This window comes from Streptomyces coelicoflavus, assembly GCF_003112555.1.
GTDB classification, from domain to species: domain Bacteria; phylum Actinomycetota; class Actinomycetes; order Streptomycetales; family Streptomycetaceae; genus Streptomyces; species Streptomyces coelicoflavus.
Genome location: NZ_BEWB01000009.1, coordinates 40,672 through 64,741 on the forward strand (window position 1 = coordinate 40,672; position 24,070 = coordinate 64,741).

Sequence of the window (24,070 nt, forward strand, 5' to 3'; positions counted from 1 at the left end):
ACTGCCCAAGGACACCATGCACGACCACAGCGCCTCCGAGCGCCTTGCCTCCTACGCCGACGTCCTCGCCGGTGAACTCCCCGACACCTGGACCAGCACCCACCTGACGGGCGACGCCAAGGACGACCTCGCCGAACTCACCGACCAGATCTGGGACCTGGACCTGGTCGCCGCCGCCCTGGCCGAACACCCCCTGCAGCAGGCCGCCGTCCTCAGCCGCCCCGACGGCGCCCAGCTCGTCCTGATCGACCGGCACGACGAACGCGACGGCTTCCTCCTCGCCGCCGTCGCCCCCCGCGCCCTGCCGGACGAGGCGTACCGCGGCGTCTCCGAGCCCAACGGCATCGCCCTGACCGACGACCCGTTCCTCGGTGCCGAGCAGGTCGCCGGCGACCTGCTCGTCCGCTACGACCGTGCGCTCGCCCAAGTCCGGCACAACGCCCTGGGCGGTATCCAGCCCTCCCAGCCGGACCGGGTCGTCCTGACCTGGCAGCCGGACGGCAGCGTCGCCACCGCCCCCGCCGACGACCGGGCCGGCACGATCCTCGCCGCCCACGGCTTCGTCCAGGACCCACACAGCGGCATCTACCGCCTGGAGGGCGACGACTCCCAGGCCCAGGCCCGCGTGCTGCGTGAGATCGGCCCGCAGCTCGACGCGCTCGGTATCGGCACCGCCCTCCAGCACCCCGCCGGGCGTCACGCGCCCACCTCCGCCCCCGCCTCCATGCCGCCGGCCCCCGCCGGTGCCCGCACACCCACCACCAGGACGCGATGAACCAGAGGGAGCCCGACTTCTGGGTCCTGGAGTACGTCACCATCACCAAGGACCCCCGTACCGGCCTGGTCGTGGCCATCGGCGGCACCGAGAAGGCCGCGGACATCCTCCAGCGGACCGGCGGCTTCCTTTCCGCTCCCGGGCCCCGCGGGGACTACCACCGTCTTCCGCACGGCCTGCCCATCGAGCAGCAGCGCCTGAAGGCGACCAGCGCCTCGCACGCCCTGCTCGCCGCCGGCCACAGCGTCCACCTCGACCCCGCCCTGAACATGCTGGCCGCCCCCGACGGCGACCGTGACGCAGCCCTGCGCTACCTCGCTCAGCTCGCCGAGCGGGTCTCGGCCGCCGAGACCAGCAGCGCGGTGGCCGAGGTCCTGACCGAGGTCGCGGCGCCCGTGCACGGGCTGCTGCCCCTGACCAGGGAAGTGATCGTCCGCGCCTGGATCGCTGCCAGTGATCTGCACGGCGCCGCGCCCGGCGAGGAACCCGAGCCCCTCGCACGGCTCGGTTGCACGGCCAACTCCCTGAGCGAAGCCGCCCGCGTCGTCCTGCACGCCCGCAACCACGCCGCCCGCCGGACGCAGCCGCCGGTGACCGCACCGGCCCCGGCACCGGGCCGTGCACAGGCCCCGGCTTCCCGCCGCCGCTGACCCCGGAGATGAAACGTATGGCCAATCTGGCCGACGAGTACGGCACAGACGTCGAGATCTACATCAAGGCCCTGACGACCACCATCCACGCCGACACCCCCACCGGCGCCCCCGCCGAGCTCCACGACCTGCTGGAACAGCTCGGCCTCGAACGCCACGAATACCCCACAGGCGAGCCGCTCTACATCTGGCACACCGTGCCCGACCACCTCGGTGCCGACGAGCAGAAACGCCTGGCAAACCGCGCCATCCCCTCCCTGCTCCTGGCCGGATACACGGTCAACCGCGACCCCGAGGTCTTCGACGAGGCCCTCTACCAGCAGGCCGTGCACCGCCTCCGTGCGCGCACGGCCCGCCCCGCCCCGCAGCAACCGGCTCCCGCCAGTCCCCCCTCGCGCCCCGCACCGGCCCGCCGCACCCCGTAAGCCCGGGCGGCCCCGGCACCACACCGGGGCCGCCCACCTCCCCGCCACCCGATTCCACGGAGAAACCCGTAGCAGACCGCACACCCGCACCGATCAGCCATGGGCTCAAACCCCGGCTCGCAACCGCCCTGTTCCGCCGCTATCTACGCGCCTGCATTCCCACCTGCCCCGACCACGCCGCCCCGCTGGCCGGCGCCCACCCGGAAGCCCTTCACACCGAGACGCAGCGCGTCGGGCAGCAACACCACCACTGACCGTCCACGCACCCGGAGGAGCATGTCCCACCCCGCCCCCTACCCGGTGAGACTGGCCGACGAGATCACCCGCCAGCTCGGCCAGCTCTCCGACCACCTCTCCCAGCTTCCCCCGCCCCAGGCAGCGCAGGTCATCGCCCGCGTCCTCGACCCGGACAACGGAGTCCTCGGCGGCGTCACCCACCTCGTCATCACCGGCAGCCACTTCGCCAAGAGCGAGGCGGAACGAGGCGCCCTGCCAGCGGAGGTATGGCTCGCCTTGGGCCGTGCCGCCAACGAACTGCACGACATCAGCCTGGACCTGGACGAACACCAGAACCTCCTCCAGCACCTCGGCACCCGACCGGCCACCAGCGCGGCGAAGCCCCCGGCTCCTGCCCCGCTCGTCGTACGGCGGCGCCGGTGAAGAAGAAGCAGTGGCAGGGCTGGGGGCCGGGCGAGCAAGCCGAGCAGCACTACCTCGTCCAGCCCCATGCCCTGGCCGGCGGCGGCGACGTCCGGCACGTCTCGGAGTTCCTGCGCGCCTCGGGCTGGCGGGACAAGTCCAAGAAGGACGGCCCGCTGCTCATGGAGAGCCCGGACCGCACCGTCCGCGTCGCCTACGACCCCTACATCCTCCCCGGCGGGTGGACCATCCACGGCCGGGCAGGCGGCGCGACCGGCGAATGGTCTGCGCACCTGGGCCGGCAGACGCCGGTGGAGATCGTCGCCGGTCTGACCGACGCCCTCACCCGCCCCCGCTCCGCACACGCCCCCAACGTCTGGGCGCCCCTGCAGGAGCAGAACTGGCACACGCGGTTCGAGGGCCAGAACTATATGGCGACCAGCCCCGACGGCACCGCGTGGATGCAGTACCACCAGGGCGTCGATGGCACGGCGATGTGGTGGACCGGAGCGCAGGACAAGCAGGGCAACGGCTGGACTGCCAACTTCACGCCGAACACGCCAATGCACCTGGTCCAAGCCTTCTCCACGGAACTCGCCGGCCCCGACCCCGTGATGCGCCCACGCGGACGCGTCCCGCACAGCGCCCAGATCCGTACCTGGTCGGTCTCCGTCAAGCCCTCCCAGCTCAGCGCGTGGCAACAGGCCCGGATCACAGCCGCCCGCGCCGCCACCTGGGCCCGCACGAACGCCCGAAGCACCCGGCCACGCACCACCGCCCGCCCCTACAACCCGGCCGGCGGCGCCCGGACCCGCCGCTGACCTCTCCCCTCACTTCAAGGAGCCCGATGCCCGCCCCCACCCCGGACACTCTGCGCACCCTGACCGAAACGCTGTCGGACGTCACCGAGTACCTGCGCGAGAACCCCGACCCCGCCGAAGCCCTCGCCCTCGTCGAGCCGCTCCTCGACGAGTACACGGGCCTGCCCGTCCAGCTCGCCGACACCCTGCGTGCCCTCGCCCGCACCATCCAGGAACACCAGGCCATCCCGCGCTCCGCGCACGTCAACCTCCTGACCGCCGAGCTGCGCTCCGCCGCCTGGGAACAGACCGACCAGCACACCCTCCACTACGTCCTCGACGAGCTGCGCGCGCTGTACGACGACGCCGAGAGCGAGCAGGGGTGCAGCCGGTGCCGTTGAGCGAACGCCGGCTCGACGCCTTCGCCGACAAACACGCCTGGCAGATCCCCTTCGACACCAGCCCTCGCCACCTCGCCGGCCCGGGAGACGCCCGCCACGTCACCCACGGCCTGGCCGCGGCCGGATGGACCACGGTCTCCGACCCGCTCAGCGCCGAGATCGTGATGGCCAGCCCCGATCACCGCTACCGCCTGCAGTTCGACCCGCAGTCCGCCACCTCCGCATGGTGGCGGCTGCGGGCCGCCTCCGCCGACAACGAACACGGCTGGTACGCCGAGTTCGGTGAACTCGTGCCAGCCGAGGTCCTCTCCCGCCTCACCGACGCCCTCATCGCACCCGCCTCGCCACAGTCGGACCCCTGGCAGCCGGTGACCAGCGCAGGGTGGCGGCCCGACGAGGCCGGGGCAGCGCACTCACCGGACGCAATGTGCCATATCGAACGGCGCCCGACGAGCGAGTTCCACGAGCGGCCGTCCTGGCATATCGAGGTGCGGGACGCTCACGACACTCAGTACCCCGGCCCGCGCATCTGGCACGCCTACCTCGACGAGCACGTTCCCGATCACCTCGCCGGCGCCTTCCTGAGCGCGCTGACCGACCAGAGCCCGCTGCAACGCGGCATGTTCGACCGCACCGCCCACTACAGCGCCGTCAAAGAGCCGAGCCCGCTGCGCCCGCAGCAGGTAGTCGATGCCCACATCGCCCGGGTGAAGGTACTCCGGGCACAGGCCCGTGCCGTGCGCCGTCAGCAGACCGCCGCCGCGAAGCCCCCGGCGCCCACCACCGCCGTCCAGCCGACCGCCCGCCGCTGAACCAGAAGGACTTCTCCGATCTCCCGCACCATGAACCACCGCCGCGTCTCGCTGCGGCGCCTCAACCGCTACCTGCGCCACAGCGAACGGATCCTGGCCTCCTGGGACGCCTTCACTGAGTTCAACACGGACCTGGACGGCTGGCCCTTCGACCAGGAGACCTACGGCCGCCGGGCCGCCGTCCGCGACGCAGACACCGCTACGGCGTTCGCCAGCATCCGCTACGGCGCCCGCCAACTGCTGGCCACCGCCCGGCTCCAGCTCCAGCACCTGCCCGCACACCTCACCCAGGACAGCTGGCCCGGGCAACTGACCATCCTGGAGGAGGCGCTGTGCCGCCTCGACGCCCTGGACAAGCAGTGGCAACAGACCCGCGCCCAGCTCCCCCGGGGCGCCGGACCGGGCACCGAGGCGTACATCGACGCGCTGGACGAGCACCACGCAGAGTGCTGGAGCTACCTGGACGACTGGGCCTGCCACGGCCGCGCCATCCTCGACATCCAGGCAGCCACCAGCCGGACAGCAACCCAGCCGAAGCGTCCGCAGCTCCCCGCCGTCAAACCCCGGCACGGCGGCTACCGCGCGACGAGGCGGTGACCATGCCCTCCGGAGCTGACATCGTCGAGGTCGACTTCATCACCCCGCGCCACCTCGCCGGCGGGGGCGACCCCGCCTGGGTCACCATCCCCCTCCATCGCGCCTGCGGCTGGAGCCACGGTCACGACCCCCTGATGCCGCGCGTCCTGCTCTCCAGCCCCGACCAGAAGGCCCTCCTGCGCCTGGAGCCCGACCCCGACGGCCAGTGGTGGACCCTCAACCACACGGCCGAGTCCGGCCGGCCCGCCTGGTACGCGAGCTTCGGGGCCCGCACCCCGGTCGAACTGATCGCCGCCTTCACCGACGCCCTCACCGCCCCTGCCCCGCCAACCGACGCACCCTGCGATCCGTTCGAGCCACTCCGGCAGATCGCCTGGTCTGCTCCTGCCGTCGGTGCCGACGGCCTCGTCTCGCCCGACGGAACCGCGTACGTGCAGCGGCTGGTTAACGCGGAAGAACCGGGCATCTGGTTCGTCACCGCCACGCTCGGCCCCCGCCCGGTGTGGCAGGCCCGCTTCGACGCCCACACTCCCGACCACCTGGTCGCCGCGTTCACCACCGCGATCGCCGACCCCAAGCCCGCTCTACGCACCGACGGCGGGCGCAGCCTGCCCACCCGCAACCCCGGCGTCGTCGCCCGCAGGACCACGGACGTGCTCGCCGTGGACATCGCCGGGGCGCTGGAAGAACGCGTCCAGACCCTCGCCGCCCGGCACCCCCTCCCTCCTGCCAATCCGATGCCACCGACTCCACCGCCGTCCCGGCACGGCCGCAGCCGCTGATCCCTCCGTCCCGGAAGCATGTAGCCCTTGCCCTCCTCCAACAGCAGCAGCAGCAGCGACGGATACGACCTTGCCCTGCGCCTCCTGCTCGGCGTGCTCGCGATCGCCGTGCCCCTTGCCCACCTCGCCTGGCTGTCCGGCAACATCACCGCTTACCTCACCGAAGGCGGCTGGGCGCCCTACCAGCCCACCGCCGCCCTGCTCCACCCTGAGCAGGTCTGGCCCACCGTGGGAGAAACGCCCCTGCTCGTCGGCGCCCGCATCGTGCCCGTCGTCCTCCTCCTGGTCCTCGCCGCGGTGATCGGTCTGGTGTGGGCCCGGCACAGGAGTCAGGGTGGCGGCCGGAAGAAGAAGATCACCGACATGGCCAAGGCCCGGGACATCGAGCCTTTGATGGCCAAGGCGATCACCGACAAGGCCCGCTCGCTGCGGCCGAGTCTGAAGGACGCCAAGCACATCGAGGCCAAGGACACCGGCATCCTCCTCGGCAACCTGCAGGGCAGCCGCCACGAGGTGAGGATGGGGTTCGAGGACGTCGCTGTCGCGATCATGGCGCCCCGATCGGGCAAGACCACCTCGCTGGCCATCCCGTCCATGCTCGGCGCGCCCGGTCCGGTCCTGCTGACGTCGAACAAGGCCGCCGGCGACGCCTTCACCACCGCTTACGAGGCCAGGGCCCGGGCGGGGACGGTGTGGACCATGGACCCGCAGCAGATCGCGCACGCCGACCGCGAGATGTGGTGGAACCCCCTGGCCGGCGCCACAACGCTGGACGGGGCGAACCGGCTCGCCGGACACTTCCTGGCCGCCTCGGTGGACGCCTCCCAGCAGGGCGACTTCTGGTCCAAGGCCGGCAGCAACATCCTCTCCCAGCTGCTGCTGGCCGCAGCGCTCGATGAGCGGCCGATCACCGACATCATGCAGTGGCTCGCCTTCCCCGCCGACCGCACCCCGCTCGACATCCTGCGCGACCACGGCTTCACCGCCGTCGCCGCCCAGCTCAAGGGCACCGTCGAAGGACCGCCCGAGACCCGCGACGGCATCTACGAGACCGCCCGCCAGTACGCCGCCGCCCTCCTCAACGCGGAGATCGCGGCCTGGGTGACCCCCCAGAAGGACGTCGCCGAGTTCCGGCCGGAGCAGTTCGTCACCTCCACCGACACGCTGTTCCTGCTGAGCAAGGACGGCGGAGGCGGAGCGAGCGCGCTGATCGCCGCGTGCGCGGACTCCGTGATGCGCGCGGCGACCGCCCAGGCCGAGCGCGCCGGCGGACGCCTGGACCCGCCCATGCTGGCGATCCTCGACGAGGCCGCCAACGTGTGCAAGATCAGCGACCTGCCGGACCTGTACTCCCACCTCGGCAGCCGAGGAATCATCCCGATCACGATTTTGCAGTCCTACCGACAGGGCCAGAAGGTCTGGGGAGACGCGGGCATGGACGCCATGTGGTCCGCCTCCACCGTCAAGGTCATCGGCTCCGGCATCGACGACCCCGACTTCGCCGACAAGCTCAGCCGCCTGATCGGCGACCACGACGTGGAAACCACGTCCACCTCCCACTCGGAGTCCGGGAAGTCGACCTCGGTCAGCATGCGCCAGGAGCGCATCCTGCCCGCCGACGCGATCCGCGCCCTGCCCAAGGGCACCGCGCTGTGCTTCGCCACCGGCATGCGCGCCGCCATGCTCGACCTGCGGCCGTGGTACCGGGAGCCCGGCGCGGAGGAGTTGTCCGCGGCGTCCGCCCGCGCGTCGAAGGCGATCACGGCGCGTGCCGTCGCGAAGCACGCGCCGACGCAGTCCGACTTCGGGACGGCCGTGTGAGCGACGCGCCCCTGCACCTGGTGCCGGTCCGCTCCCGTGAGGCGAAGGACTTCGTGCGCGCCTGGCACCATCACCACCCGCCGCCCGCAGGACAGATCTTCGCCGTCGGCGCTGCCGATGAGACCGGCACGCTGCGTGCCGTGGCCATCGTCGGTAAGCCGGTGGCCCGTCACCTGGACGACGGCGCCACCCTCGAAGTCACCCGGACCGCCAGCGACGCCACTCGCAACGCGAACTCACTGCTTTATGGGGCCGCGTGGCGGGCGGCGAAGGCCCTCGGCTACCGATGACTGGTCACGCAGGCCGGCGAGAGCGGCGCATCACTGCGCGGCGCCGGATGGCGCATCATCGCCAGCCGCCCGCCCCGCGCCGGATGGCACACCCCGTCCCGCCCACGCGCCGGCCACGGCAACGACCACGTCACCCGCCTGCTGTGGGAAGCCCTGTGACCGAGCCCGTTCCTGCACAGCAACGGACCCCTTCACCTTGCCCCGTACCGCCCCGCGTCCTCCCGGAGCTGTCCTGCACACCGTCGACCTGACCGAACACACCCGCCTTCTCGGCGAGGTGGCCCCCGCCCTGAAGGAGCTGTCCGCGGAGGCGGCACGCATCCGGGAGGGCGAGATCGCCAAGCCCTTCCGAGACATCGCACCCGTGAGCCTGCGAGTGCACGAGCTGGCGATGAAGTGCACGCGTCAGGTGCACGACCTGTCGGTCAGCCAGTACCCCGCGATGAAGGACGGGGCCGAGAACCTGGCGCTCCTCGCCGGCGCCTGCTCCCAGATCTCCATGGCCGCCACCCTGTGCAACCTCGCCATCCATCACCGCACCGAGATCCTGCTGTACGAGGACGCCGACCCCACCCCCGCAACCAGCCGTGATCAACTCCGCCGTGCCGGTGTCGAGATGCAGCAAGCGGCCACCACCTATCGCGCCGTAGCGCGACGGCTCTACCGCCGCCTCGCCTCATTCTCGGCGCGCGCTGAAGACCGGCAACTCATCGCCGAGGCCCACGGGCCCAGCCCGCAGAAGGCGTCCTCCGCGCCGCCTGCGCCCGCTGCCCGGCGCCGCGTATGACGACACCACCCGAGGGCTTCCTGTTCGACGTGGCCGCCCCGCCGACGCCGGTTGAGTGCCTGCTGCTGCTCGCAGACCAGTACGTGCAGCACAACGACATGCTCGACCGTCTCCTGCGGGCCCATCCGCCATCCACGTCCAACGCCCACGCCGCCTCCGCCCAGCGACTCGCTTCTGCTACCCGCACCGCCCTCAAAGCGGTCACCGACGAACGCCTCTTCCGCAGTCCCGACCTGTCGGACGCAGTGGTCCGCCTTGAGCAGCTCGCCTTCCTGAGCAGTGCCTCCGCGGACCAGCAGCTCCCGATGGCACGCACTCTGACCGCCTTGGCACCCGAAGCCGCGATGGGCTGCGCCAACACCCTCGCCTACGAAATCCGACGCCGCCGGGGGACGGCAGCAGGCGACAGTCCGGAACACACCCTGACCGCCGCTCACCACACCGCCCTGTGGGAGATCGCCTGCGGGAACGTGGTGGTCACCAGCTCCCTGGGACGGCAAAACGTCCACTACCGCGACGAGCGCGTGCTCCTGGGCACACTGCGGGCGCTGGAGGCAAAGGGGCTCGCGGAGCGCGTTCCACAATCCGCGCCTGCCGCCTATGTGGGCGGCCCGCTCCAGGACCGAGTCCGCCTCACTCCCGCCGGCACCACCGCGCTGGCCACGGCCATCAGCAGCCCGCCCACTCGCAGGGCGCCCGGCACGACACCCGCGCCCGCTCCCACCGCTGCGAAGACGGCCGCCCGCAGCCGTTAACTAACCCATCGGAGCCCACAGCAGCCCATGACCTCGCACAACCGTGCCCAACATCCGGATCCACCCCGCGCTCGGGTGGACGGATACGAGGCCCTGCCCGCACGCGTCCCAGACGTCTCCTGCACACCGGCACCGACGCGCTACACCCGATCAGCCCTGGCCCATTGCCGCCTGCGGTACAAGGCCCGGCGGTGAGGCCCTTGGCGCCCCAGGACCGGGTCCTTGTCTCCCCGCGCTATCTGGCGGGAGCGGGCGTCGACCGGCTTGCCGACGCGTTCGGCCCGCTGATCCACCTCTTCGGCTGGGCGAGCGAGCACGATCGCGCAAGCGGTCGCATCAGCGTCCACAGCTCCGACGGCAGCCTGTACGTCAACTTCAACTCCCATCACGCCCGCGGCTACTGGTGGTCCGTCGCACACCACGAGCCGTACTGGGAAGCCCGCTTCACCCGGCAGACCCCGATCGAGGCCATCGCCGCCGTCACCCAGGCTCTGCCCCAGCTGCTCGGCGACGACCGGCACATCGGCCGGATCCCGCTCACCACTACCCCCCTCGCGCAGATCGCCGAACTGAACCACTGGCACCGCGAGGACGACACGTTCACCTCGCCCGACGGCCACTGCCACCTGCAGCACACCCCGACGGAACACACCCCGTGGCGCTTCCGGCACCACGTGTACGACGGCTTCGACACCCACTGGGACGCCTCCTTCACCCAGGACACCCCCGAGCGGCTCGTCGCCCAGTTCTTCACCCACCTCGCGACGACCACCCCGGTCGAGCGCACCTTCCGTGACGTCCCCTACCTCGTGCAGAACCTGGACGACGCGCTCATCACCCCCGTGCACCGAGCCGCCGTGAACCCACACGTCCACCACGCCGCCAGCCAGCTCGGCCGCGCCGTACACCGCCGCTGACCCAGCCTCACCCAAACCCGTCATCCCCAGATGAACGAGCCGACTGCGCCGGTCGAGCACCTCCTGCTCCTCGCCGGCGACTTCACCCGGCACAACGACGCCCTGCCTCGGCTGCACGTACCCGTCCGTTGCCGCGAGCGCACTGCCATTCCTCCCGGCCTGCACTTCCGAATCCCTTGGACCCCCGTGTCACTCCTGGACATCCCCGACATTTTCATCGGGTCCACCGGCGACAGCCACACCTTCGTCATCCTCAACCGCCGCATCCGCGACGCCGACCGGCTGCTCACCGACGCCGGCTTCCTCCCTCGTGAACACCACGGCCACAGGCTCTACCTGCTGTCCCCGGGTACCGCGCGGGACGTACACGAGCGCCCCGGCGTCGCGATGTACGCCCTCTTGGCCCACACCCACGACCTCGTCGACCTCTCCTGGACAACCCGCTGGAGTCCCGACCAGCCGGCAGGCGGACCGGACCTGCGCTTCCAGTTCGGTGACGGCACGGTTGCCGTGACCGCCTCGACCACCGCCGCCCGGTTGCTGCTGGAGCAACACGGCTTCGTCTCCACAGCAGACGGCGCGTCCTACCGCCCGCGGGACGGGCTGGACGAGCGCGGACTGCTCGGCGCCGTCACCGCTGCCGAGGCACAGGCGTACGCCCACGGTCTCAGCGCGCGTGTCCACCTGGGCATCCCCACACCAGCCGACATCCCCGCGAGCGCCCGCCGCCGCTCAGCTGCCGCCACCGGTCCGCGAACCACACCATCGGCCCGTCGCCGCACCCGCTGACCACCGCTACAAAATCCAGCACCGCCATCCGAGGAGCTTCCACGTCCGACGCCCCCCTCCGTGCATGATCTCGCCCGTGCCCTGGCCGACCAGCTCCACCCCGGTGCCGCTCCCCGGGACGTGACCGTCAGTTTCGGCGCCCGCCAGCAAGCCCCCGTCGAGTACCGCAGCCGCGGTCGGGGCGGACCGTGACGGTCTACGCCCAGGCACTGCACGCCGCCCTCTACGGCCTTCCCGCGCCCGACAAGTCGCTGCCCACCGCCCTGGACGCGCTTCTGCAAGCCACACACACCGCGACCGCCCCGGAACAGAAGACCGCCGTCCTGCGGCAAGTCGCCCAGCAATTGCGCAACGCCGCCGAGATCATCCAGCGCTACCAGTACCGAGCCCAGTGGGACCGCTTCCCCACCGAGGTCGCCGAGCAGCTCGACACTGCTCACGATCAGGCCCAGCAGATCGCCCAGGCCCTCGGCCGCGTGGCCCCCGCCTTAAGCCACCAGCCCACCACGCCCCGTGCCCAAGCCGCCCACGGCCAGAGCGCCACCACCCCCGTAGCGTCCCCGCCTTCACCGGCCCCACGCCACCGCTGACCGGCCGCGACAGCCCACCCGAGAAAGACATCTCCTGGCCACCACCGACTCCCTCCAGGCCCTCCTCGCCCAACCCCGCTGCGCGCTCGGCGTGTTCGTCCCCGCCGGACTGCATCCGGCCCGCGCCGAGCGCCATCAACTCGCCCAGATCGCCCGGGCCGGCGCCGACCTGTTCGAGATCGGCCTCGCCCACCATGACGCCGGCCTCGACGGGCCCGTCATCCAAGCCGCCTACCGCCGCGCCCTGAGCCGTGGAAACGTCCTCACCCGCGCCCTGCGCGCGGTCGAGCATGCCGCTGGCCTGCGGCCGACCGTCGTCATGACCTACTGGGATCCCGTCCATCGGCACGGCCCCGAACGCCTGGCCCGGCTGCTCGCTGGCGCGGGCGCCGCCGGGGCGATGATCGTCGACCTGCCCGACGACCAGGCAGAGCGCTGGCAGGCCGCAGCGAAGGCCGCGAACCTCTCCACCCCACGCCTCGTCCCGCGCCACTTCGCCGACGCCGGCCTCGCCACCGTGGCCGCCGGCGCGTCGGGATGGCTCTACGCACCCGCCAGCACCGCCCCCACCGGCTACCACGGCCCGCTCGACGTGCCCGCGCTCGCCGACTTCACGACACGCCTCCGCGCCATCAGTCCCCTGCCCGTCGTATCCGGCGTGGGCATCTCCACCCCGGCCCTCGCAGAACGCCTCGCACCACTGGTGGATGCCGTCGTCATCGGCACCCCCGTCGTCCACGCCCTGATGACCGCCCCGGGACAGGCCCCGTCACTCACCACCGCGTTCGCCCAAGCCCTGAACCCGTACGCCACCACGGAGACCCGTGCCTGACTCCACCAACCCGGTCCCGGTCCTGTCCCGCATCGCCTCCGACGCGTCCTGTCTGCTCCGGGCCCTGCGTGCCCTGCCCGCCGGACGGGACGCATCCACACTGGCCGCGCACATCACTGACGCGCAGGACCTCGCCGACACCGCCTTGCGGCTGTTTCTCACCCGCAGCCGCCAGACGTCGCGGCCCTCCCCTACGGACCTGCTGCTCCTTCACCGTGTCGCGCAGATCGCCAAGGCCGCCCAGGACGCCGCCGCCGAACTGACGGCTGCTCTTGCCCGCGTCGTGGAGAACCAGCGCCGCCAGGCCGCCGCCACATCACGGCGGGTCGTCCTGATCGGGCCGACACCGCAGCAGTTCATCGAGTCGGCCGCCGACCTCCTCGACCGCATCCCCGCCCTCTGCGACGCCGTATCCCGCGACCGGCCGCAATCCCCCTGCCACTGACGCGACAGCCGCGATGCGAGCGCCCCCCTTTCCCTACATCCAGGACAGACCATTTCAGATCAGCCCCGATTCCGCGCCCTCTCCCTCGGCGCGGGAGTTCAATCCAGCACTCTCCTCACCCTGTCAGCAGAGGGCATTCTCCCGAAGGTCGACTACGCGATTTTCGCCGACACCGGATGGGAACCCAAAGCGGTTTATGCGCACCTTGACCGGCTGGAAGAGGAGATAGCCGCGCCCGCCGGGATACCCGTCCTGCGCGTGTCGGCCGGGAATATCCGCGACGATGCATTGAACCCGGATCACCGTTTCGCCTCCATGCCGCTTCACATCCTCAACAAGGACGGGCGACCTGGGATGACCCGGCGGCAGTGTACCGGCGAATATAAGGTTAAGCCGATCAAGCAGAAGGTTCGCGAACTGCTCGGCTACCCCTATCCGGCACGCATCCCGAAGGGCGTTTTCGTCGAGCAGTGGGTAGGAATCTCCACGGATGAATTCCACCGCGCGAAGGACGCGGACGTCAAGTACATGCGTAACCGGCATCCCCTTCTGGACATGTCCTGGAGCAGGGCCGAATGCGTGCGTTACCTGACTTCGCTCGGTCTCGCCGATACCCCGAAGTCGAGTTGCCTGGGATGCCCGTTCCATGGAAATGTGCAGTGGCGGCATATCAGGGATTCCTCTCCGTCCGAGTGGGCGGACGTCGTCGAATTCGACGCGGCCATCCGGCAGGGCAATGCCCGCGCCAACGCCACCGGCAACAGGCTGCTCGGCGAGGCGTTCCTGCACCGCTCCCGCGTCCCGCTGAGCGAAGCCCCCATCGATCACGTCACGGCTGCCGAGCGGGCCGCCCTGCGGATCAGCGCGGACGAGGCCGACGTCCTGGAGAACGGTGTCGAGGACGGCTGCTCGCCCTGGGCGTGCCGCGGCGACGCCGACGCGCTGACACGGGACGACTTCGGGCTGGCCACGTGATACTCGACCTCTTCGCGGGGCCGGGCGGCTGGAGCAGGGCACTGCACGTCCTGGGCGTGCGCGACATCGGCCTGGAATGGGATCAGTGGGCATGTAAGACCCGTGCCGCGGCAGGGCAGTTGACCATCCGGTGCGACGTGGCGAGGTATCCGGCCTGGCCGTTCGTCGGCCGCACCCGCGGGGTGATCGCTTCGCCGCCGTGCCAGGCGTGGAGCATGGCCGGCAAGCGGCTGGGCCTGGTCGACCAGCCGCTGGTGCACGCGGCGGTCGAGGACCTGGCCGCCGGCCGGGACACCCGCGAGCGCCTCCTCGCCGCCTGCCGTGACGAGCGCTCCCTGCTCGCCGCCGAGCCGATGCGCTACCTGTACGCGCTGAACACGGTCGGCGAGCCCGACTGGGTGGCCATGGAGGAAGTACCGGACGTGCTGCCCTTGTGGAAGCAGTACGCGGCCGTCCTGCGCGGGTGGGGGTTCTCCGTCTGGTACGGGATTCTCAACGCCGCCGACTTCGGCGTCCCGCAGACCAGGAAGCGGGCGATCCTCCTGGCCTCCCGCGTCCGCACGGCGCAGCCACCCACGCCCACCCATGCCCAGCTCGCCGAGCCGGAATCGCTGTTCGGTCCGGGCCGCGCCCGGTGGGTCAGCATGGCCGAAGCCCTGGGATGGGGGGCGACAGACCGGCCCGTCCCCACCGTCTGCGCGGGGGGTGGGCCCGGCGGCGGCCCCGAACCGTTCCCTTCGGGCTCTCGCAAGACGCTGTCCGACGCGCGGGAGCGCGGTACGTGGATGCCGCGGCCGGACGGGGTGGTTCTGCAGTCCCGCCGGGAAGGCGCGGGGTGGGCGGCCCGGCACGGCATCCGCGAGAACCGTGCGGCCGACGCTCCGGCGCCCACGTTCACCGCCGAGGCCCACCGCTGGTCCTGGTCCCTGCGCAGCAACAACCAGGCAAACGCCACCGTCCGTCCGCTGTCCGAGCCGGCCGGCACGCTGTTCTTCGGGCACCGCGCCAACGAGTGCACCTGGGTCGCCGAACCCGCCACCCCTTCGGCCACGGACACCGATGCGCCGGCCGTTCCCGAGCCGATCCGGATCACCGCCCGCGAGGCCGGCCTCCTGCAGACCTTCCCCGCCGACTACCCCTGGGCCGGCAACAAGGGCCAGCAATTCTCCCAGATCGGCAACGCCGTGCCCCCGCTGCTCGCCGGCCACCTCCTCGCCCCGCACCTCGGCCTCACCCTCGACCCCGACGACTTCACCCTCGCCGCCTGATGCCCCACACCCCCGAACCCGACGAAGACGACCTCGACGCCATCGCACCGCCCCAGCCCGTCTTCCACGTCGAGCAGGCCCTCCTCGGCGCCCTGCTCCTCGACCCGCACCGCCTGGACGACGTGAGCGGCATCACCGCCGACTCGTTCTCCACCGCCGCGCACGCCGCCCTGTACGCCGCGATCAGCACCCTGCCACGGCCCGACCCCGCCGAGCACGCGAAGAACACCAAGTGGCTCGACCGCGTACTCGCCACCGCCCTGGAGGAGGCGCGCGGTCTGACCGCCTCCTACCTGCACTCCCTCGTCCAGGTCTGCCCCTGGCCCCGCCACGCCCCCGCCTACGCCCGGATGGTCGAGGCCGAGCACGCCCGCCGTCGCCTGCTGACGGCCGCCGAACGCCTGCTCCATACCGTCCACGACGTCTCCCGCCCTCACCCCGTCCAGACAGTGCTCGCCGAGGCGGACGCGCTTGCCGCGGTCGTGGACGACATCGCGAACCGCTTCCCCCCTCGCTCCGGCGTCCTCCCCCGCACCCCCGCACCAACACCCGCCCAGACCCCCGACCACATCGAGGCGATCGAGGAGGAGCAACTACTGCTCGCCACCGCCACCGCCCGCCCTGACGACATCGACGCCGTCCGGTGGCTGCTCCCCGACGACCTCACCCTGCCCCTGCACGCCGGCCTGTGGCAGTGCCTGACCACCCTCACCCGCCGCAACGAGCCCGTCGACCCCGTAACGGCTCTGTGGGAGGCACAGCAGCGCGGCCTGCTGGACGACGGCAGCGCACCAGGCAAGGTCCTGCGCATGCTGGCCGAACCGGCAGGATCCGTCGGGCACTGGGCCGAACGCGCCCTGCGGCGCTCCATCCTGTCCACGGCCGAGCACACCGGACGGCGCATCGAGGCGTACGCCGGCGACCCGGCGAGCACCCCCTTCCAGCTGGTCGTCGGCGCCCGCCGAGCCCTCGCGGACATCGCCGCCATCCGCACCCGCTGGCAGCACGCCACCGGAGCCGCCCCGCCACAGCAGCGGCGAGCGGCGCCCGCCACCCGCGCCGGCCCGCCGACCACCACGGCCGCACACGCCGCCCGACCCACACGAGTAACCCGATAACTGCCGAGTACGCCGGTGGCCGGACTCGCGGGCCCGGCCACCGGCAGAGCAGATGAGGCCCCCACGTGACTCCCGCCATCGACGCCCATGTCCGCCTCGACACCCACCCCACTCACCCGAGCGCCGTGCAGGCCGTCCTGACCGGCGCCCAAGCCCGCGTCGTCTCCATGGCTCTGGAGGCTGCCCGGCTGGAGTGTCATCGCCACGGGCGTCCTGGTCCTGGCCCGCATCGATCACGAGGAGTCCTACTGGGCCGCCGACGCCGCCTAGAACCTGATCGCCGAAGGCATCACCGTCGAGGTCTCCCCGCGGCTCCAGGAGGCCATCAACGAGGAATGGACCTGGGCGAACTACCCGATGCCCTGGTGCACCCGCAGCGACATCCGTGAGGTCTCCAATCAGGCGCAGAAGATCGACGACGACATCCGCCACGGACAGCTCCTCATCCACGCCCACGCCCACGCCCACGCCCACGACGGTCACACGACCGTCGCGGTCGGCACATACCTCCGCCCAGGCGCAAAATCCGTCTTCCTGCGAAGGCGAGGACCACCTGCGCCAGGTAGCCGACACCTTTGACTCACCCGCCCAGGCGCTCCTCGCCTTCGAGAAGGCCCAGACGGCCGAGATGCGCCCCGACCCGGCACCCCTGACCGACACCGAACGCGCCACCGCCAAAGCTCACTTGGTCTTCGACGTCACCACAGCCAAGTCCGAACGCTCCCGCTCCAGGCCGGAGACCGTCCCCGTCTACCTGGCCGATGCCGGCGACCACGACGCCCTCCTGGACACCTTCCTCGACGAACACGGCGAGTTCGAGAAGTGGCGAACCTGGTCGGATGACACGACGCACCCCATCCACGAGTCGCAGACCCTGCGCATCGAGCGTGTCCACGAAACCCCCGCCAACGAGACCGCATGGACCGTAGCCGCCTACGAGACACCCGTCTCCGATCGCATATGGGTACTCACCGCGACCGGCACCACCCCCGCTCCAGTGCTGCGACATCTGCTGATCCACCTCGCCGACGGCGACGGCTGGGACACGGCCATCAGCGCCCCGGTGGACGAGAAGATGGTCACCGCAGCCACCCAGTCGCTCTCCGAGGCCGGATGGAAGCACACCGTGGACGGCCGATGGATCCACTGGACGTCCCCCGACGGGGACGCAGGCATGCAGTTTGATGCCTTCGCTGCCCAGCACCCCGGCCAGAACCAGGCCACCTGGACCATCTGGGCCGGCCCAGGCCCCGACCGGCCCACCTATGTCGTCACCGCGTCCCCGCACACTCCGAGTTCGCTCCTGACCGATCTCTCCGGGTCCCTCGCCCACGAAACCGGCCTGCGCCTCCCACAGACCGCGGGCCCCGAACGCAGGACAAAGCTCTTCACCAGCCCGCCGGCCATGCTCATCGTCGCCGCCGACTCCACGGCCAGCCGGTGTCGCTGAACACCACCACACAGGAGCGGGCATCACAACGGGAATCGCCTGTGAAAGGAACCGGCGATCCTGCGCATCATGAGTAGCCCACCGGCACGCCGCGCCCCCGCATCGAAAGGAGCTGTCCCACGAGCACAGAACGGCCAGACACAGCCAGGTGATTAGGCCGACGCGTAGCTGGCCTGGAACAGTTCCTGCGCCCGCAGCACGTCTTTCGGATTGCGCAACTGCACCTCCAGATCACCGGTACCGTGGTGGCCAAGACCCGACACGTCACGAGTGAATCCCGGCACGAGGTCGACGTCCTCCGGATCAACCTTCAAGTAGACCAGCAGCTTGCTGCGCTGCGGCGGGCAAAGGCAGGCGAAGTTCCGCAGCCGCTGATAGGCCCGGTAGGTCTTGCGCTCGACGCATTTCACGCCGTCCCCGAGCGCGAGCAGGGCCTCGTCGACTGCGCTCGCCAGCTCCGTCATCGACGCACCCTGGACGTCGTGCACCGCTCGGGCAACCGCCCGCCGACGGACTCGGCTCGCCCCCTGGATGCGGCCGCTCACGGACGCCACGGTCTCAAGGCCCAGCAGCTCGCCACCGAAGAATCGGTAGCGGACAAGGTCGATCGACCGCCGATGCTCATGCACGGCGTGCACGTCATAACGCGTGAAATCGCCGGCAATGCAGATCAGACGCGGTCCGCTCCAAAGGACCTGCGACGCTGCGGTCACCCCGAGCCGCTGCCGGACCAAGTGCTCGAACTCGGCACGATGGTCCATCAGCCATGCAAGGTAGAAAAGCCCCTGGTTGATGACACCAGCGTCCGTGCCTCGCTTGTACTCGACGATCACCGGCGCCCCGTTCTCATCCAGCCCTAGCGAGTCGATTCGGCCACCATGGAGCGACCCGGTGCCGTACTCGCTCGCCAGGAACCGCACACCGAGCATCGTCTCCATGTGTGCCTCGACGAGATCCTGCACCTCGGCCTCGAACTCGGCGAGGCGCGGAATGACTTCAATCACGCTTTCGTTCGACATTTTCGTGCGGAACAACGTCAGGCCCGACACTTCCCCTCCTTGATTCATCATCGCCAACGCCGAACAGGTGCGGACTTGTTTCCGCGAAGGGCTCCGAGGGTGTGAAGATGGCGTGAGAGGCATTGTCGAGACCACGGGAGGGTTTCGCATCCCACGGGTTCCCTGCAATGGCCGTCCCAACGCGTCCCGTGTGCCTGACTAACCGTCACTGACCGGCTTGCCTACAGGATCCCGCGGCTGGACCGCGCCACGGCTCGGTGGATAATCAGTCAGCGGCTCGGCAACGGCCGCGTCACAGACCTGCCGGTCCTACACCAGCCCAAGGCGGAGTGGGTAGTCTGCCTTACGTACGGGCAGCCATCCCGACTTCATCCGAATCGTCCGCCGCTCCGCCCAACGTTGGGCGGCCTTGGAAGGCTCTGAACTCCATGCAGCCACAATGCTCTCTAGGATCTGCCCCTGGGGCGTCCAGTGTGCTGCGCGGGCTGCGGGCAAGCGTGCTGGCGGCACTGTGCGTACTGATGCCATTGGCTGGACACATTCTGGTGCAGTGCCACGCTCCTCAGTGGCTCATCGTTGCCGGACTGACCGCGGTGGTTGGCACCGGAGCGGCAGTACTCACACAGAAAACGCTGACAGACACCCAGCTGCTGGCAGCACTCGCTGTTGCCCAGCTGGCGTACCACGCCGTCTACTCCCTGCCTGACGCATGTGCGGCAGTGACGGCGACCGGCGATCTCGACAATGGTTGGGCCTGGATGGTCGAACCTGAGGCAGCCGGTGGTTCACCTCCCAGTGCGATGCTGGCCGGCCACCTGGTCATGGTGTTGCTGACCGCTCGCCTCCTAGGCGTCACCGAGCGCCTGCTGTGGCAGAGCAAAACGCTGTCGACCGTCATCCGGCGTTTGCTGTCCTTCTTGTGGCCACTGCTACGCGGCCACCAGAGCAACGGCCCTGAGAACAAGATCCCTCAGAGCAGTGCCCCGCTTATGTCGGCGCTGTTGGTCAGGCTGCATGAGGGCAGAGCGCCGCCGCTGCGGCGGAAGAGCTCCCTCGTCCCTCTCCGGCCGATGCCGATCGGTGGTCTCAGCTTGCCCTGACGGGCGGGCACAAGGGTGACCGTCCGGTAAGGCCGGTGCCCCAGCCCCGGTGCCACGCTGCGCCGGGGGATTCGGAGAGTTTCGCATCATGAATGTCATGCATGAGCGTGCCGTCCCCACGACGCCACGTTGTTCCGTCGTGCCCGCCGTCCTCACGGTCCGGAGCGCCTTCTCTGTGACGACGTTGCTCGGCACGGGTATCCAGAGGAATCTCCCCTTCCTCGCTGGCGGAGCCCTCATCCGTGCCTCTGCTGCCTATGAGGCGTTCAAGGGATCAATCGGCAACCAAGTGACGACACGGGGGGAGGCAGTAGCGTCATGCAGTATTTGATCGACCAAGCGCGTGTTTACCGTGCCCGCGCAACTGCCCATACCCTGCACTTGGGCGGCCTCACAGAGCTAACAAGGCCGCGGGCGATGTTCGTCGCCTGCTCCGATGCCCGCTTCGCACCTGGTCTGATCACAGCGGCCCGGCCTGGAGATCTTTTCGAACTCCGTACTCACGGCGGAGAAATCCCGGCCTACGCTCCCGACGCTCCGACCGGTGAGTCACGGACGATTGAGTATGCCGTCAATGATCTGAATGTTTCAGACATCATCATCTGCGGTCACTCACACTGCGACATCGTCTCCGCCGCCCTGCGCGCTGCCCTGGCAGCCTCGGACGAGGCCGAGGCGGACCGCGCCGAACCTGTTCCGCTGACGGGAGACCTCACCGCCGCCGGGCACTGGCACGTCCTGGCACAGCTCGACAACCTCAGTAACTACCCTTGCGTCGTGCCACGGCTGGCCGATCGATCCCTACGCCTGCACGCCTGGTTCCATGAGCTCGAAACCGGCGCGACGCTGGCCCACCACGCCCGCGCCAACGCCTTCCTCCCTTTGTAGGAACCTGCTCCGGCTCACCACGATCACGGAGGCAGGGGTAGTCGTCCACGTGACAGCCGGGACCTGACGGCGGCGCAGGTGCCCCGTTCGCGTTCCTGGTGACGCGCGGTCTCAGCCCACCGCCGTCCGGGGCGAAACCCTCGCCCCGGACGGCTCCATGCGCGATACGGCAAGAGCGGCGGGCTCGGTGAGTCACACGAACGTCACAGCGCGGGCCTCAGGGCAGAAGCGGTCCCGTAGTGAGCGTGAGGGCAGCCTCCCCAGCGATACCCAGCGCCAGGGACAGGGCAGCCGCCGTGTAAGCGGTGACGGCCGACCAACGGCCCAGGACGGTGTGCCCGTTGACTGGTACCTCATCGGCGGTGGTGAACAAGGGAGCGAGCCAGCGCAGGTAGTAGAAGAGGGAGGCCACGGTGTTGGCGACGGCGAAGGCGGCAAGCCAGGTGTAGCCGCCGTCGATGGCCGCGCTGAAGATCTCCAATTTGCCGACGAAGACGCCGGTGGGCGGAGTGCCGACGAGGCCGAGAAGGCAGACGACAAGCACGCCTGCGAGGCCGGGATGGCTGCGGGCGAGGCCCCTGTAGTCGGCAAGGGCACGCGCAGCGGGGAGTTCCGTGACGACAGCGAAGGCACCGAGATTGGTGGCGGCGTAGGCAGCCAGGTAGAACAGCAGGCTCTTCTGGGCGAAATCGCTGTAGGTGGCGACGGCCAAGGCCATGAGGAGGTAGCCGACCTGGCTGATGGTCGAGTACGCGAGCAGGCGTTTGACGGAGGTCTGGAAGAACGCCGCGAGATTTCCCAGGGTCATGGTGACCGCGGCAAGGATCCCAAGGAGCAGCGGCCAGTTGACGTCGCTGTTGGGAAGCGCCTGGTGAAGGAGGCGGTAGCCGGCGATCAGGCCGCCGATCTTGGGGAGGGTGGTGACGTAGGCGGCGACAGGTGTCGGGGCACCGTCGGTGACATCGGGCACCCAGAAGTGGACCGGTACCGCGCCGACCTTGAAGAGCAGACCGGCGAGTACGCCGACGAGTCCGATGGCGACAAGGCCGTAGGAAGCGGCTGGCAGGCCCGCATTGAGTTCGCTGTAGTGAGTGCCGTGGCCGACGCCGTAGAGAAGCGCGATGCCGGCGAGCATGGCGGTGCCGAGCAGGGCGCCCATTAGGTAGTACTTCAGGGCAGCTTCCGTACCGCGGGCGTCCTTGGTGAAGCCGGCGAGCGCGTAGGCGGGGATGCTCGCCAGCAGGTAGGCGGCGAACAGCATCAGCAGGTCGTTCGCCCCGAGCAGGGCGAGGGTGCCCGCGCCGGTCAGCAGCAGGAGCACCCAGTACTCTGTTTCGCGTTTGTGGCCGCGTACGGTCTCCACCGACATGCCGATGATCAGCAGCAGCGCGGCGAGGACAATGAGCCGGCCGAAGTCGGTGGCGGTGTCGACGGCGAACGCGGCGGAGAAGACGGTCTGTTCCCGGCCCGTGGCCATGGTGACGGCGGTGGCCACCAGCCCGGTCGCACAAGCGACGGCTGCGAGGGCAGCGACGATCCACTGGCGGCGGCGGGGCAGCCAAGAGCCAGTGAGAAGGCCGATGACGGCGGCACCGACGAGGGCGAGTTCGGGGATGAGGGCCGTCAGGTTTTCGTTCACCGTGCTACCAGCCCGGTCAGGGTCCGGCTGGCCGGTTCGATGACGTCCAGCAGCCACCGCGGGGCGACGCCGATCACCAGGGCCACCGCGAGCAGGGACACGGTGGACAGCGCCTCGGTACCTCTCAGGTCGCCGACTCCGCCAGCAGAGATCGTTTCGGGCAGGCGTGGAGTGCCGAGGAACATACGTCGCAGAGCGGTGAGGAACAGGGCCGCGGTGATCAGGATGCCGGTCACGGCGATGGCGGTGGCGATCGCCTGGGAGGCCAAGCTGCCAGCGAAGATCTGGAACTCGGCGATGAAGCCGGAGAAGCCGGGGATGCCGAGACTGGCGAACGCGGCGACGGCGGTGACCGCCGCGAAGCGCGGAGTGTGAGCGGCCAAGCCGGAGTAGGCGTCCATCGTGTAGGTGCGGCCGCGGTCGTGGAGCACTCCGGCGAGCAGGAACAGAGCTCCGGTGATCAGGCCGTGGCTGACCATCTGGGTCACCGCCCCGGTCACCGCCAGGGAGCGGGCTTGGGCGTCGCTGCCCGCCAGTGTTCCGGCGGCGCCGACTGCGAGGATGATGTAGCCCATGTGGTTGACCGACGTGTAGGCGATCATGCGCTTGAAGTCCGTCTGCGCCAGCGCCACCAAGGCCCCGTAGACGACGGACACGGCGCCGACGATCACGATGACGAGCGCGTAGTGGCGCCAACTGCCGGGCAGCAGGGGCATGGCGATGCGCACGAACCCGTACGTGCCCATTTTCAGCAGGACACCGGCGAGGATCGCCGAGCCGGTGGCGGGGGCATCGGTGTGGGCGGGCGGCAGCCAGGTGTGGAAGGGCACGGTGGGGGTCTTGACCGCCAGTCCAACGCCGATGGCCAACAGCACAAGACTGGCGTACAGGCCGCGTCCGGCCAGTGGGTTGCTGTGGGTGAGGTCGACGATGTCAAAAGTGTGCGGGTCGGCGGCCAGGTAGAGGCCGATGAAGCCGAGCAGGAGGGCGAGGGAGCCGATGAAGGTGTAGAGGAAGAACTTCAGCGCTGCGGCCCGGGCCCGTTCGCCGTGCCCCCAGCCCGCGATGACGAAGAACATGCCGACGATGGAGAGGTCGAAGAAGACGAAGAACAGGATCAGGTCCAGGGCGACGAACAGGCCGACGCTGACGGTCTGCAGGAACAGGAACAGGCAGACGTAGGAACGCACACGCCGCCTCTCGCGCAGGGAGTGAACGGCGACGGCCAGGAACAGCAGGCAGGTCAGGGCGACCAGGGGCAGGGACAGGCCGTCGACACCGACGTGGTAGCCGACGCCGGCACTGGGGATCCAGCGCACGCGCTGCTGGTACTGCATTCCGCCATCGGGGTCGAAGCCCACCCACAGCGCGACGACGAGGGCCAGATCGGCAGCCGCGGTGGCGATCCATGTCCAGACGAGCACCCGATCGGGAAGGCTGCGCGGCAGAAGCAGGAGCACTGCACACACCAGCAGCGGCAGGAACGTGACGACGGTCAGCACAGGG

Annotated in this window: 27 protein-coding genes; 24 read left to right on the forward strand and 3 right to left on the reverse strand. The window is 70.2% G+C overall.

What is annotated here, in order from left to right; genetic code table 11:
* Positions 1 to 16 precede the first annotated feature (16 nt).
* The 22 genes from Sco07f_RS22010 to Sco07f_RS40720 all read left to right on the forward strand — a co-directional run bounded on the left by Sco07f_RS22010 (position 17) and on the right by Sco07f_RS40720 (position 17,918).
* Positions 17 to 775: a hypothetical protein gene (locus Sco07f_RS22010; protein WP_108988907.1), complete on the forward strand. Its 759-nt coding sequence runs from the start codon at positions 17 to 19 to the stop codon at positions 773 to 775.
* Complete coding sequence (locus Sco07f_RS22015; protein ID WP_108988908.1) at positions 772 to 1,425, forward strand: hypothetical protein; 654 nt, start codon at positions 772 to 774, stop codon at positions 1,423 to 1,425. The genes Sco07f_RS22010 and Sco07f_RS22015 overlap by 4 nt, the downstream gene beginning before the upstream one ends.
* 17 nt (positions 1,426 to 1,442) lie before the next feature.
* Positions 1,443 to 1,850: a hypothetical protein gene (locus tag Sco07f_RS22020; protein ID WP_108988909.1), complete on the forward strand. Its 408-nt coding sequence runs from the start codon at positions 1,443 to 1,445 to the stop codon at positions 1,848 to 1,850.
* Positions 1,851 to 2,126: 276 nt separating this feature from the next.
* Complete coding sequence (locus Sco07f_RS22025; RefSeq protein ID WP_108988910.1) at positions 2,127 to 2,510, forward strand: hypothetical protein; 384 nt, start codon at positions 2,127 to 2,129, stop codon at positions 2,508 to 2,510.
* Positions 2,507 to 3,310 (forward strand): SPDY domain-containing protein, encoded by an 804-nt coding sequence (locus tag Sco07f_RS22030; protein WP_108988911.1) that lies wholly within the window; start codon positions 2,507 to 2,509, stop codon positions 3,308 to 3,310. Before Sco07f_RS22025 ends, Sco07f_RS22030 begins: the two co-directional genes overlap by 4 nt.
* A 26-nt stretch (positions 3,311 to 3,336) precedes the next feature.
* Positions 3,337 to 3,690 carry a hypothetical protein gene (locus Sco07f_RS40175; protein ID WP_167468174.1) on the forward strand — a complete coding sequence of 118 codons (354 nt, stop codon included), beginning with the start codon at positions 3,337 to 3,339 and terminating at the stop codon, positions 3,688 to 3,690.
* Positions 3,681 to 4,502, forward strand: coding sequence for an SPDY domain-containing protein (locus tag Sco07f_RS22040; RefSeq protein WP_108989129.1), 822 nt, complete (start codon positions 3,681 to 3,683; stop codon positions 4,500 to 4,502). The genes Sco07f_RS40175 and Sco07f_RS22040 overlap by 10 nt, the downstream gene beginning before the upstream one ends.
* A 30-nt stretch (positions 4,503 to 4,532) precedes the next feature.
* The gene (locus Sco07f_RS22045) at positions 4,533 to 5,099 is read left to right on the forward strand and encodes a hypothetical protein (RefSeq protein ID WP_108988912.1); all 567 of its coding nucleotides are present in this window, start codon (positions 4,533 to 4,535) and stop codon (positions 5,097 to 5,099) included.
* A 2-nt stretch (positions 5,100 to 5,101) separates the two neighbouring features.
* Positions 5,102 to 5,881 carry an SPDY domain-containing protein gene (locus Sco07f_RS22050; protein WP_108988913.1) on the forward strand — a complete coding sequence of 260 codons (780 nt, stop codon included), beginning with the start codon at positions 5,102 to 5,104 and terminating at the stop codon, positions 5,879 to 5,881.
* 27 nt (positions 5,882 to 5,908) lie between these two features.
* Entirely contained in the window at positions 5,909 to 7,702 is a 1,794-nt protein-coding gene (locus tag Sco07f_RS22055) for a type IV secretory system conjugative DNA transfer family protein (RefSeq protein WP_108988914.1), read from the forward strand.
* Complete coding sequence (locus tag Sco07f_RS40715) at positions 7,699 to 7,992, forward strand: XF1762 family protein (protein ID WP_244942107.1); 294 nt, start codon at positions 7,699 to 7,701, stop codon at positions 7,990 to 7,992. The genes Sco07f_RS22055 and Sco07f_RS40715 overlap by 4 nt, the downstream gene beginning before the upstream one ends.
* A gap of 196 nt (positions 7,993 to 8,188) precedes the next feature.
* Complete coding sequence (locus tag Sco07f_RS22065) at positions 8,189 to 8,779, forward strand: hypothetical protein (protein WP_244942108.1); 591 nt, start codon at positions 8,189 to 8,191, stop codon at positions 8,777 to 8,779.
* Entirely contained in the window at positions 8,776 to 9,534 is a 759-nt protein-coding gene (locus tag Sco07f_RS22070; RefSeq protein ID WP_108988915.1) for a hypothetical protein, read from the forward strand. Before Sco07f_RS22065 ends, Sco07f_RS22070 begins: the two co-directional genes overlap by 4 nt.
* Before the next feature lie 191 nt (positions 9,535 to 9,725).
* A complete protein-coding gene (locus Sco07f_RS22075) occupies positions 9,726 to 10,451 on the forward strand; it encodes an SPDY domain-containing protein (protein WP_167468175.1) in 726 nt (241 codons plus the stop codon).
* A gap of 30 nt (positions 10,452 to 10,481) precedes the next feature.
* Positions 10,482 to 11,240, forward strand: a complete 759-nt coding sequence (locus Sco07f_RS22080; RefSeq protein WP_244942109.1) for a hypothetical protein — start codon at positions 10,482 to 10,484, stop codon at positions 11,238 to 11,240.
* Between the two features lie 188 nt (positions 11,241 to 11,428).
* On the forward strand, positions 11,429 to 11,830 hold the full coding sequence (locus Sco07f_RS22085) for a hypothetical protein (RefSeq protein ID WP_108988916.1): 402 nt from the start codon (positions 11,429 to 11,431) through the stop codon (positions 11,828 to 11,830).
* A gap of 91 nt (positions 11,831 to 11,921) precedes the next feature.
* Positions 11,922 to 12,662, forward strand: a complete 741-nt coding sequence (locus Sco07f_RS22090) for a tryptophan synthase subunit alpha (protein WP_159106969.1) — start codon at positions 11,922 to 11,924, stop codon at positions 12,660 to 12,662.
* The gene (locus Sco07f_RS22095) at positions 12,655 to 13,107 is read left to right on the forward strand and encodes a hypothetical protein (RefSeq protein ID WP_108988918.1); all 453 of its coding nucleotides are present in this window, start codon (positions 12,655 to 12,657) and stop codon (positions 13,105 to 13,107) included. The genes Sco07f_RS22090 and Sco07f_RS22095 overlap by 8 nt, the downstream gene beginning before the upstream one ends.
* A gap of 51 nt (positions 13,108 to 13,158) precedes the next feature.
* Positions 13,159 to 14,082, forward strand: coding sequence for an adenine nucleotide alpha hydrolase family protein (locus Sco07f_RS22100; RefSeq protein WP_244942136.1), 924 nt, complete (start codon positions 13,159 to 13,161; stop codon positions 14,080 to 14,082).
* Positions 14,079 to 15,350 (forward strand): DNA cytosine methyltransferase, encoded by a 1,272-nt coding sequence (locus tag Sco07f_RS22105; protein WP_108988920.1) that lies wholly within the window; start codon positions 14,079 to 14,081, stop codon positions 15,348 to 15,350. Before Sco07f_RS22100 ends, Sco07f_RS22105 begins: the two co-directional genes overlap by 4 nt.
* A complete protein-coding gene (locus Sco07f_RS22110) occupies positions 15,350 to 16,468 on the forward strand; it encodes a DnaB-like helicase N-terminal domain-containing protein (RefSeq protein ID WP_108988921.1) in 1,119 nt (372 codons plus the stop codon). The genes Sco07f_RS22105 and Sco07f_RS22110 overlap by 1 nt, the downstream gene beginning before the upstream one ends.
* Before the next feature lie 628 nt (positions 16,469 to 17,096).
* A complete protein-coding gene (locus Sco07f_RS40720; RefSeq protein ID WP_244942110.1) occupies positions 17,097 to 17,918 on the forward strand; it encodes an SPDY domain-containing protein in 822 nt (273 codons plus the stop codon).
* Positions 17,919 to 18,070: 152 nt separating this feature from the next.
* Here Sco07f_RS40720 and Sco07f_RS22120 read toward each other — a convergent pair whose 3' ends face one another.
* Positions 18,071 to 18,967: a DUF5655 domain-containing protein gene (locus Sco07f_RS22120; protein ID WP_108988922.1), complete on the reverse strand. Its 897-nt coding sequence runs from the start codon at positions 18,965 to 18,967 to the stop codon at positions 18,071 to 18,073.
* A gap of 443 nt (positions 18,968 to 19,410) precedes the next feature.
* Between Sco07f_RS22120 and Sco07f_RS22125 the strand changes: the two genes are divergently transcribed.
* Both Sco07f_RS22125 and Sco07f_RS22130 read left to right on the forward strand, forming a co-directional pair.
* Positions 19,411 to 20,037, forward strand: coding sequence for a hypothetical protein (locus Sco07f_RS22125; RefSeq protein WP_244942111.1), 627 nt, complete (start codon positions 19,411 to 19,413; stop codon positions 20,035 to 20,037).
* Between the two features lie 318 nt (positions 20,038 to 20,355).
* Positions 20,356 to 20,925, forward strand: a complete 570-nt coding sequence (locus tag Sco07f_RS22130) for a carbonic anhydrase (RefSeq protein ID WP_108988924.1) — start codon at positions 20,356 to 20,358, stop codon at positions 20,923 to 20,925.
* Positions 20,926 to 21,142: 217 nt separating this feature from the next.
* Here Sco07f_RS22130 and Sco07f_RS22135 read toward each other — a convergent pair whose 3' ends face one another.
* Complete coding sequence (locus Sco07f_RS22135) at positions 21,143 to 22,564, reverse strand: NADH-quinone oxidoreductase subunit N (RefSeq protein ID WP_108988925.1); 1,422 nt, start codon at positions 22,562 to 22,564, stop codon at positions 21,143 to 21,145.
* Entirely contained in the window at positions 22,561 to 24,066 is a 1,506-nt protein-coding gene (locus Sco07f_RS22140; RefSeq protein ID WP_108988926.1) for a complex I subunit 4 family protein, read from the reverse strand. The genes Sco07f_RS22135 and Sco07f_RS22140 overlap by 4 nt, the downstream gene beginning before the upstream one ends.
* Positions 24,067 to 24,070: the final 4 nt, after the last annotated feature.

What these genes read in the sequence shown, in the direction of transcription:
- Sco07f_RS22045 (WP_108988912.1), top strand. Translation starts at nt 4,533, where the DNA reads ATGAACCACCGCCGCGTCTCGCTGCGGCGCCTCAACCGCTACCTGCGC.
- Sco07f_RS22025 (WP_108988910.1), top strand. Translation starts at nt 2,127, where the DNA reads ATGTCCCACCCCGCCCCCTACCCGGTGAGACTGGCCGACGAGATCACC.
- Sco07f_RS22110 (WP_108988921.1), top strand. Translation starts at nt 15,350, where the DNA reads ATGCCCCACACCCCCGAACCCGACGAAGACGACCTCGACGCCATCGCA.
- Sco07f_RS22080 (WP_244942109.1), top strand. Translation starts at nt 10,482, where the DNA reads ATGAACGAGCCGACTGCGCCGGTCGAGCACCTCCTGCTCCTCGCCGGC.
- Sco07f_RS22015 (WP_108988908.1), top strand. Translation starts at nt 772, where the DNA reads ATGAACCAGAGGGAGCCCGACTTCTGGGTCCTGGAGTACGTCACCATC.
- Sco07f_RS22020 (WP_108988909.1), top strand. Translation starts at nt 1,443, where the DNA reads ATGGCCAATCTGGCCGACGAGTACGGCACAGACGTCGAGATCTACATC.
- Sco07f_RS40720 (WP_244942110.1), top strand. Translation starts at nt 17,097, where the DNA reads ATGCGCCCCGACCCGGCACCCCTGACCGACACCGAACGCGCCACCGCC.
- Sco07f_RS40175 (WP_167468174.1), top strand. Translation starts at nt 3,337, where the DNA reads ATGCCCGCCCCCACCCCGGACACTCTGCGCACCCTGACCGAAACGCTG.
- Sco07f_RS22010 (WP_108988907.1), top strand. Translation starts at nt 17, where the DNA reads ATGCACGACCACAGCGCCTCCGAGCGCCTTGCCTCCTACGCCGACGTC.
- Sco07f_RS22130 (WP_108988924.1), top strand. Translation starts at nt 20,356, where the DNA reads ATGCAGTATTTGATCGACCAAGCGCGTGTTTACCGTGCCCGCGCAACT.
- Sco07f_RS22070 (WP_108988915.1), top strand. Translation starts at nt 8,776, where the DNA reads ATGACGACACCACCCGAGGGCTTCCTGTTCGACGTGGCCGCCCCGCCG.
- Sco07f_RS22050 (WP_108988913.1), top strand. Translation starts at nt 5,102, where the DNA reads ATGCCCTCCGGAGCTGACATCGTCGAGGTCGACTTCATCACCCCGCGC.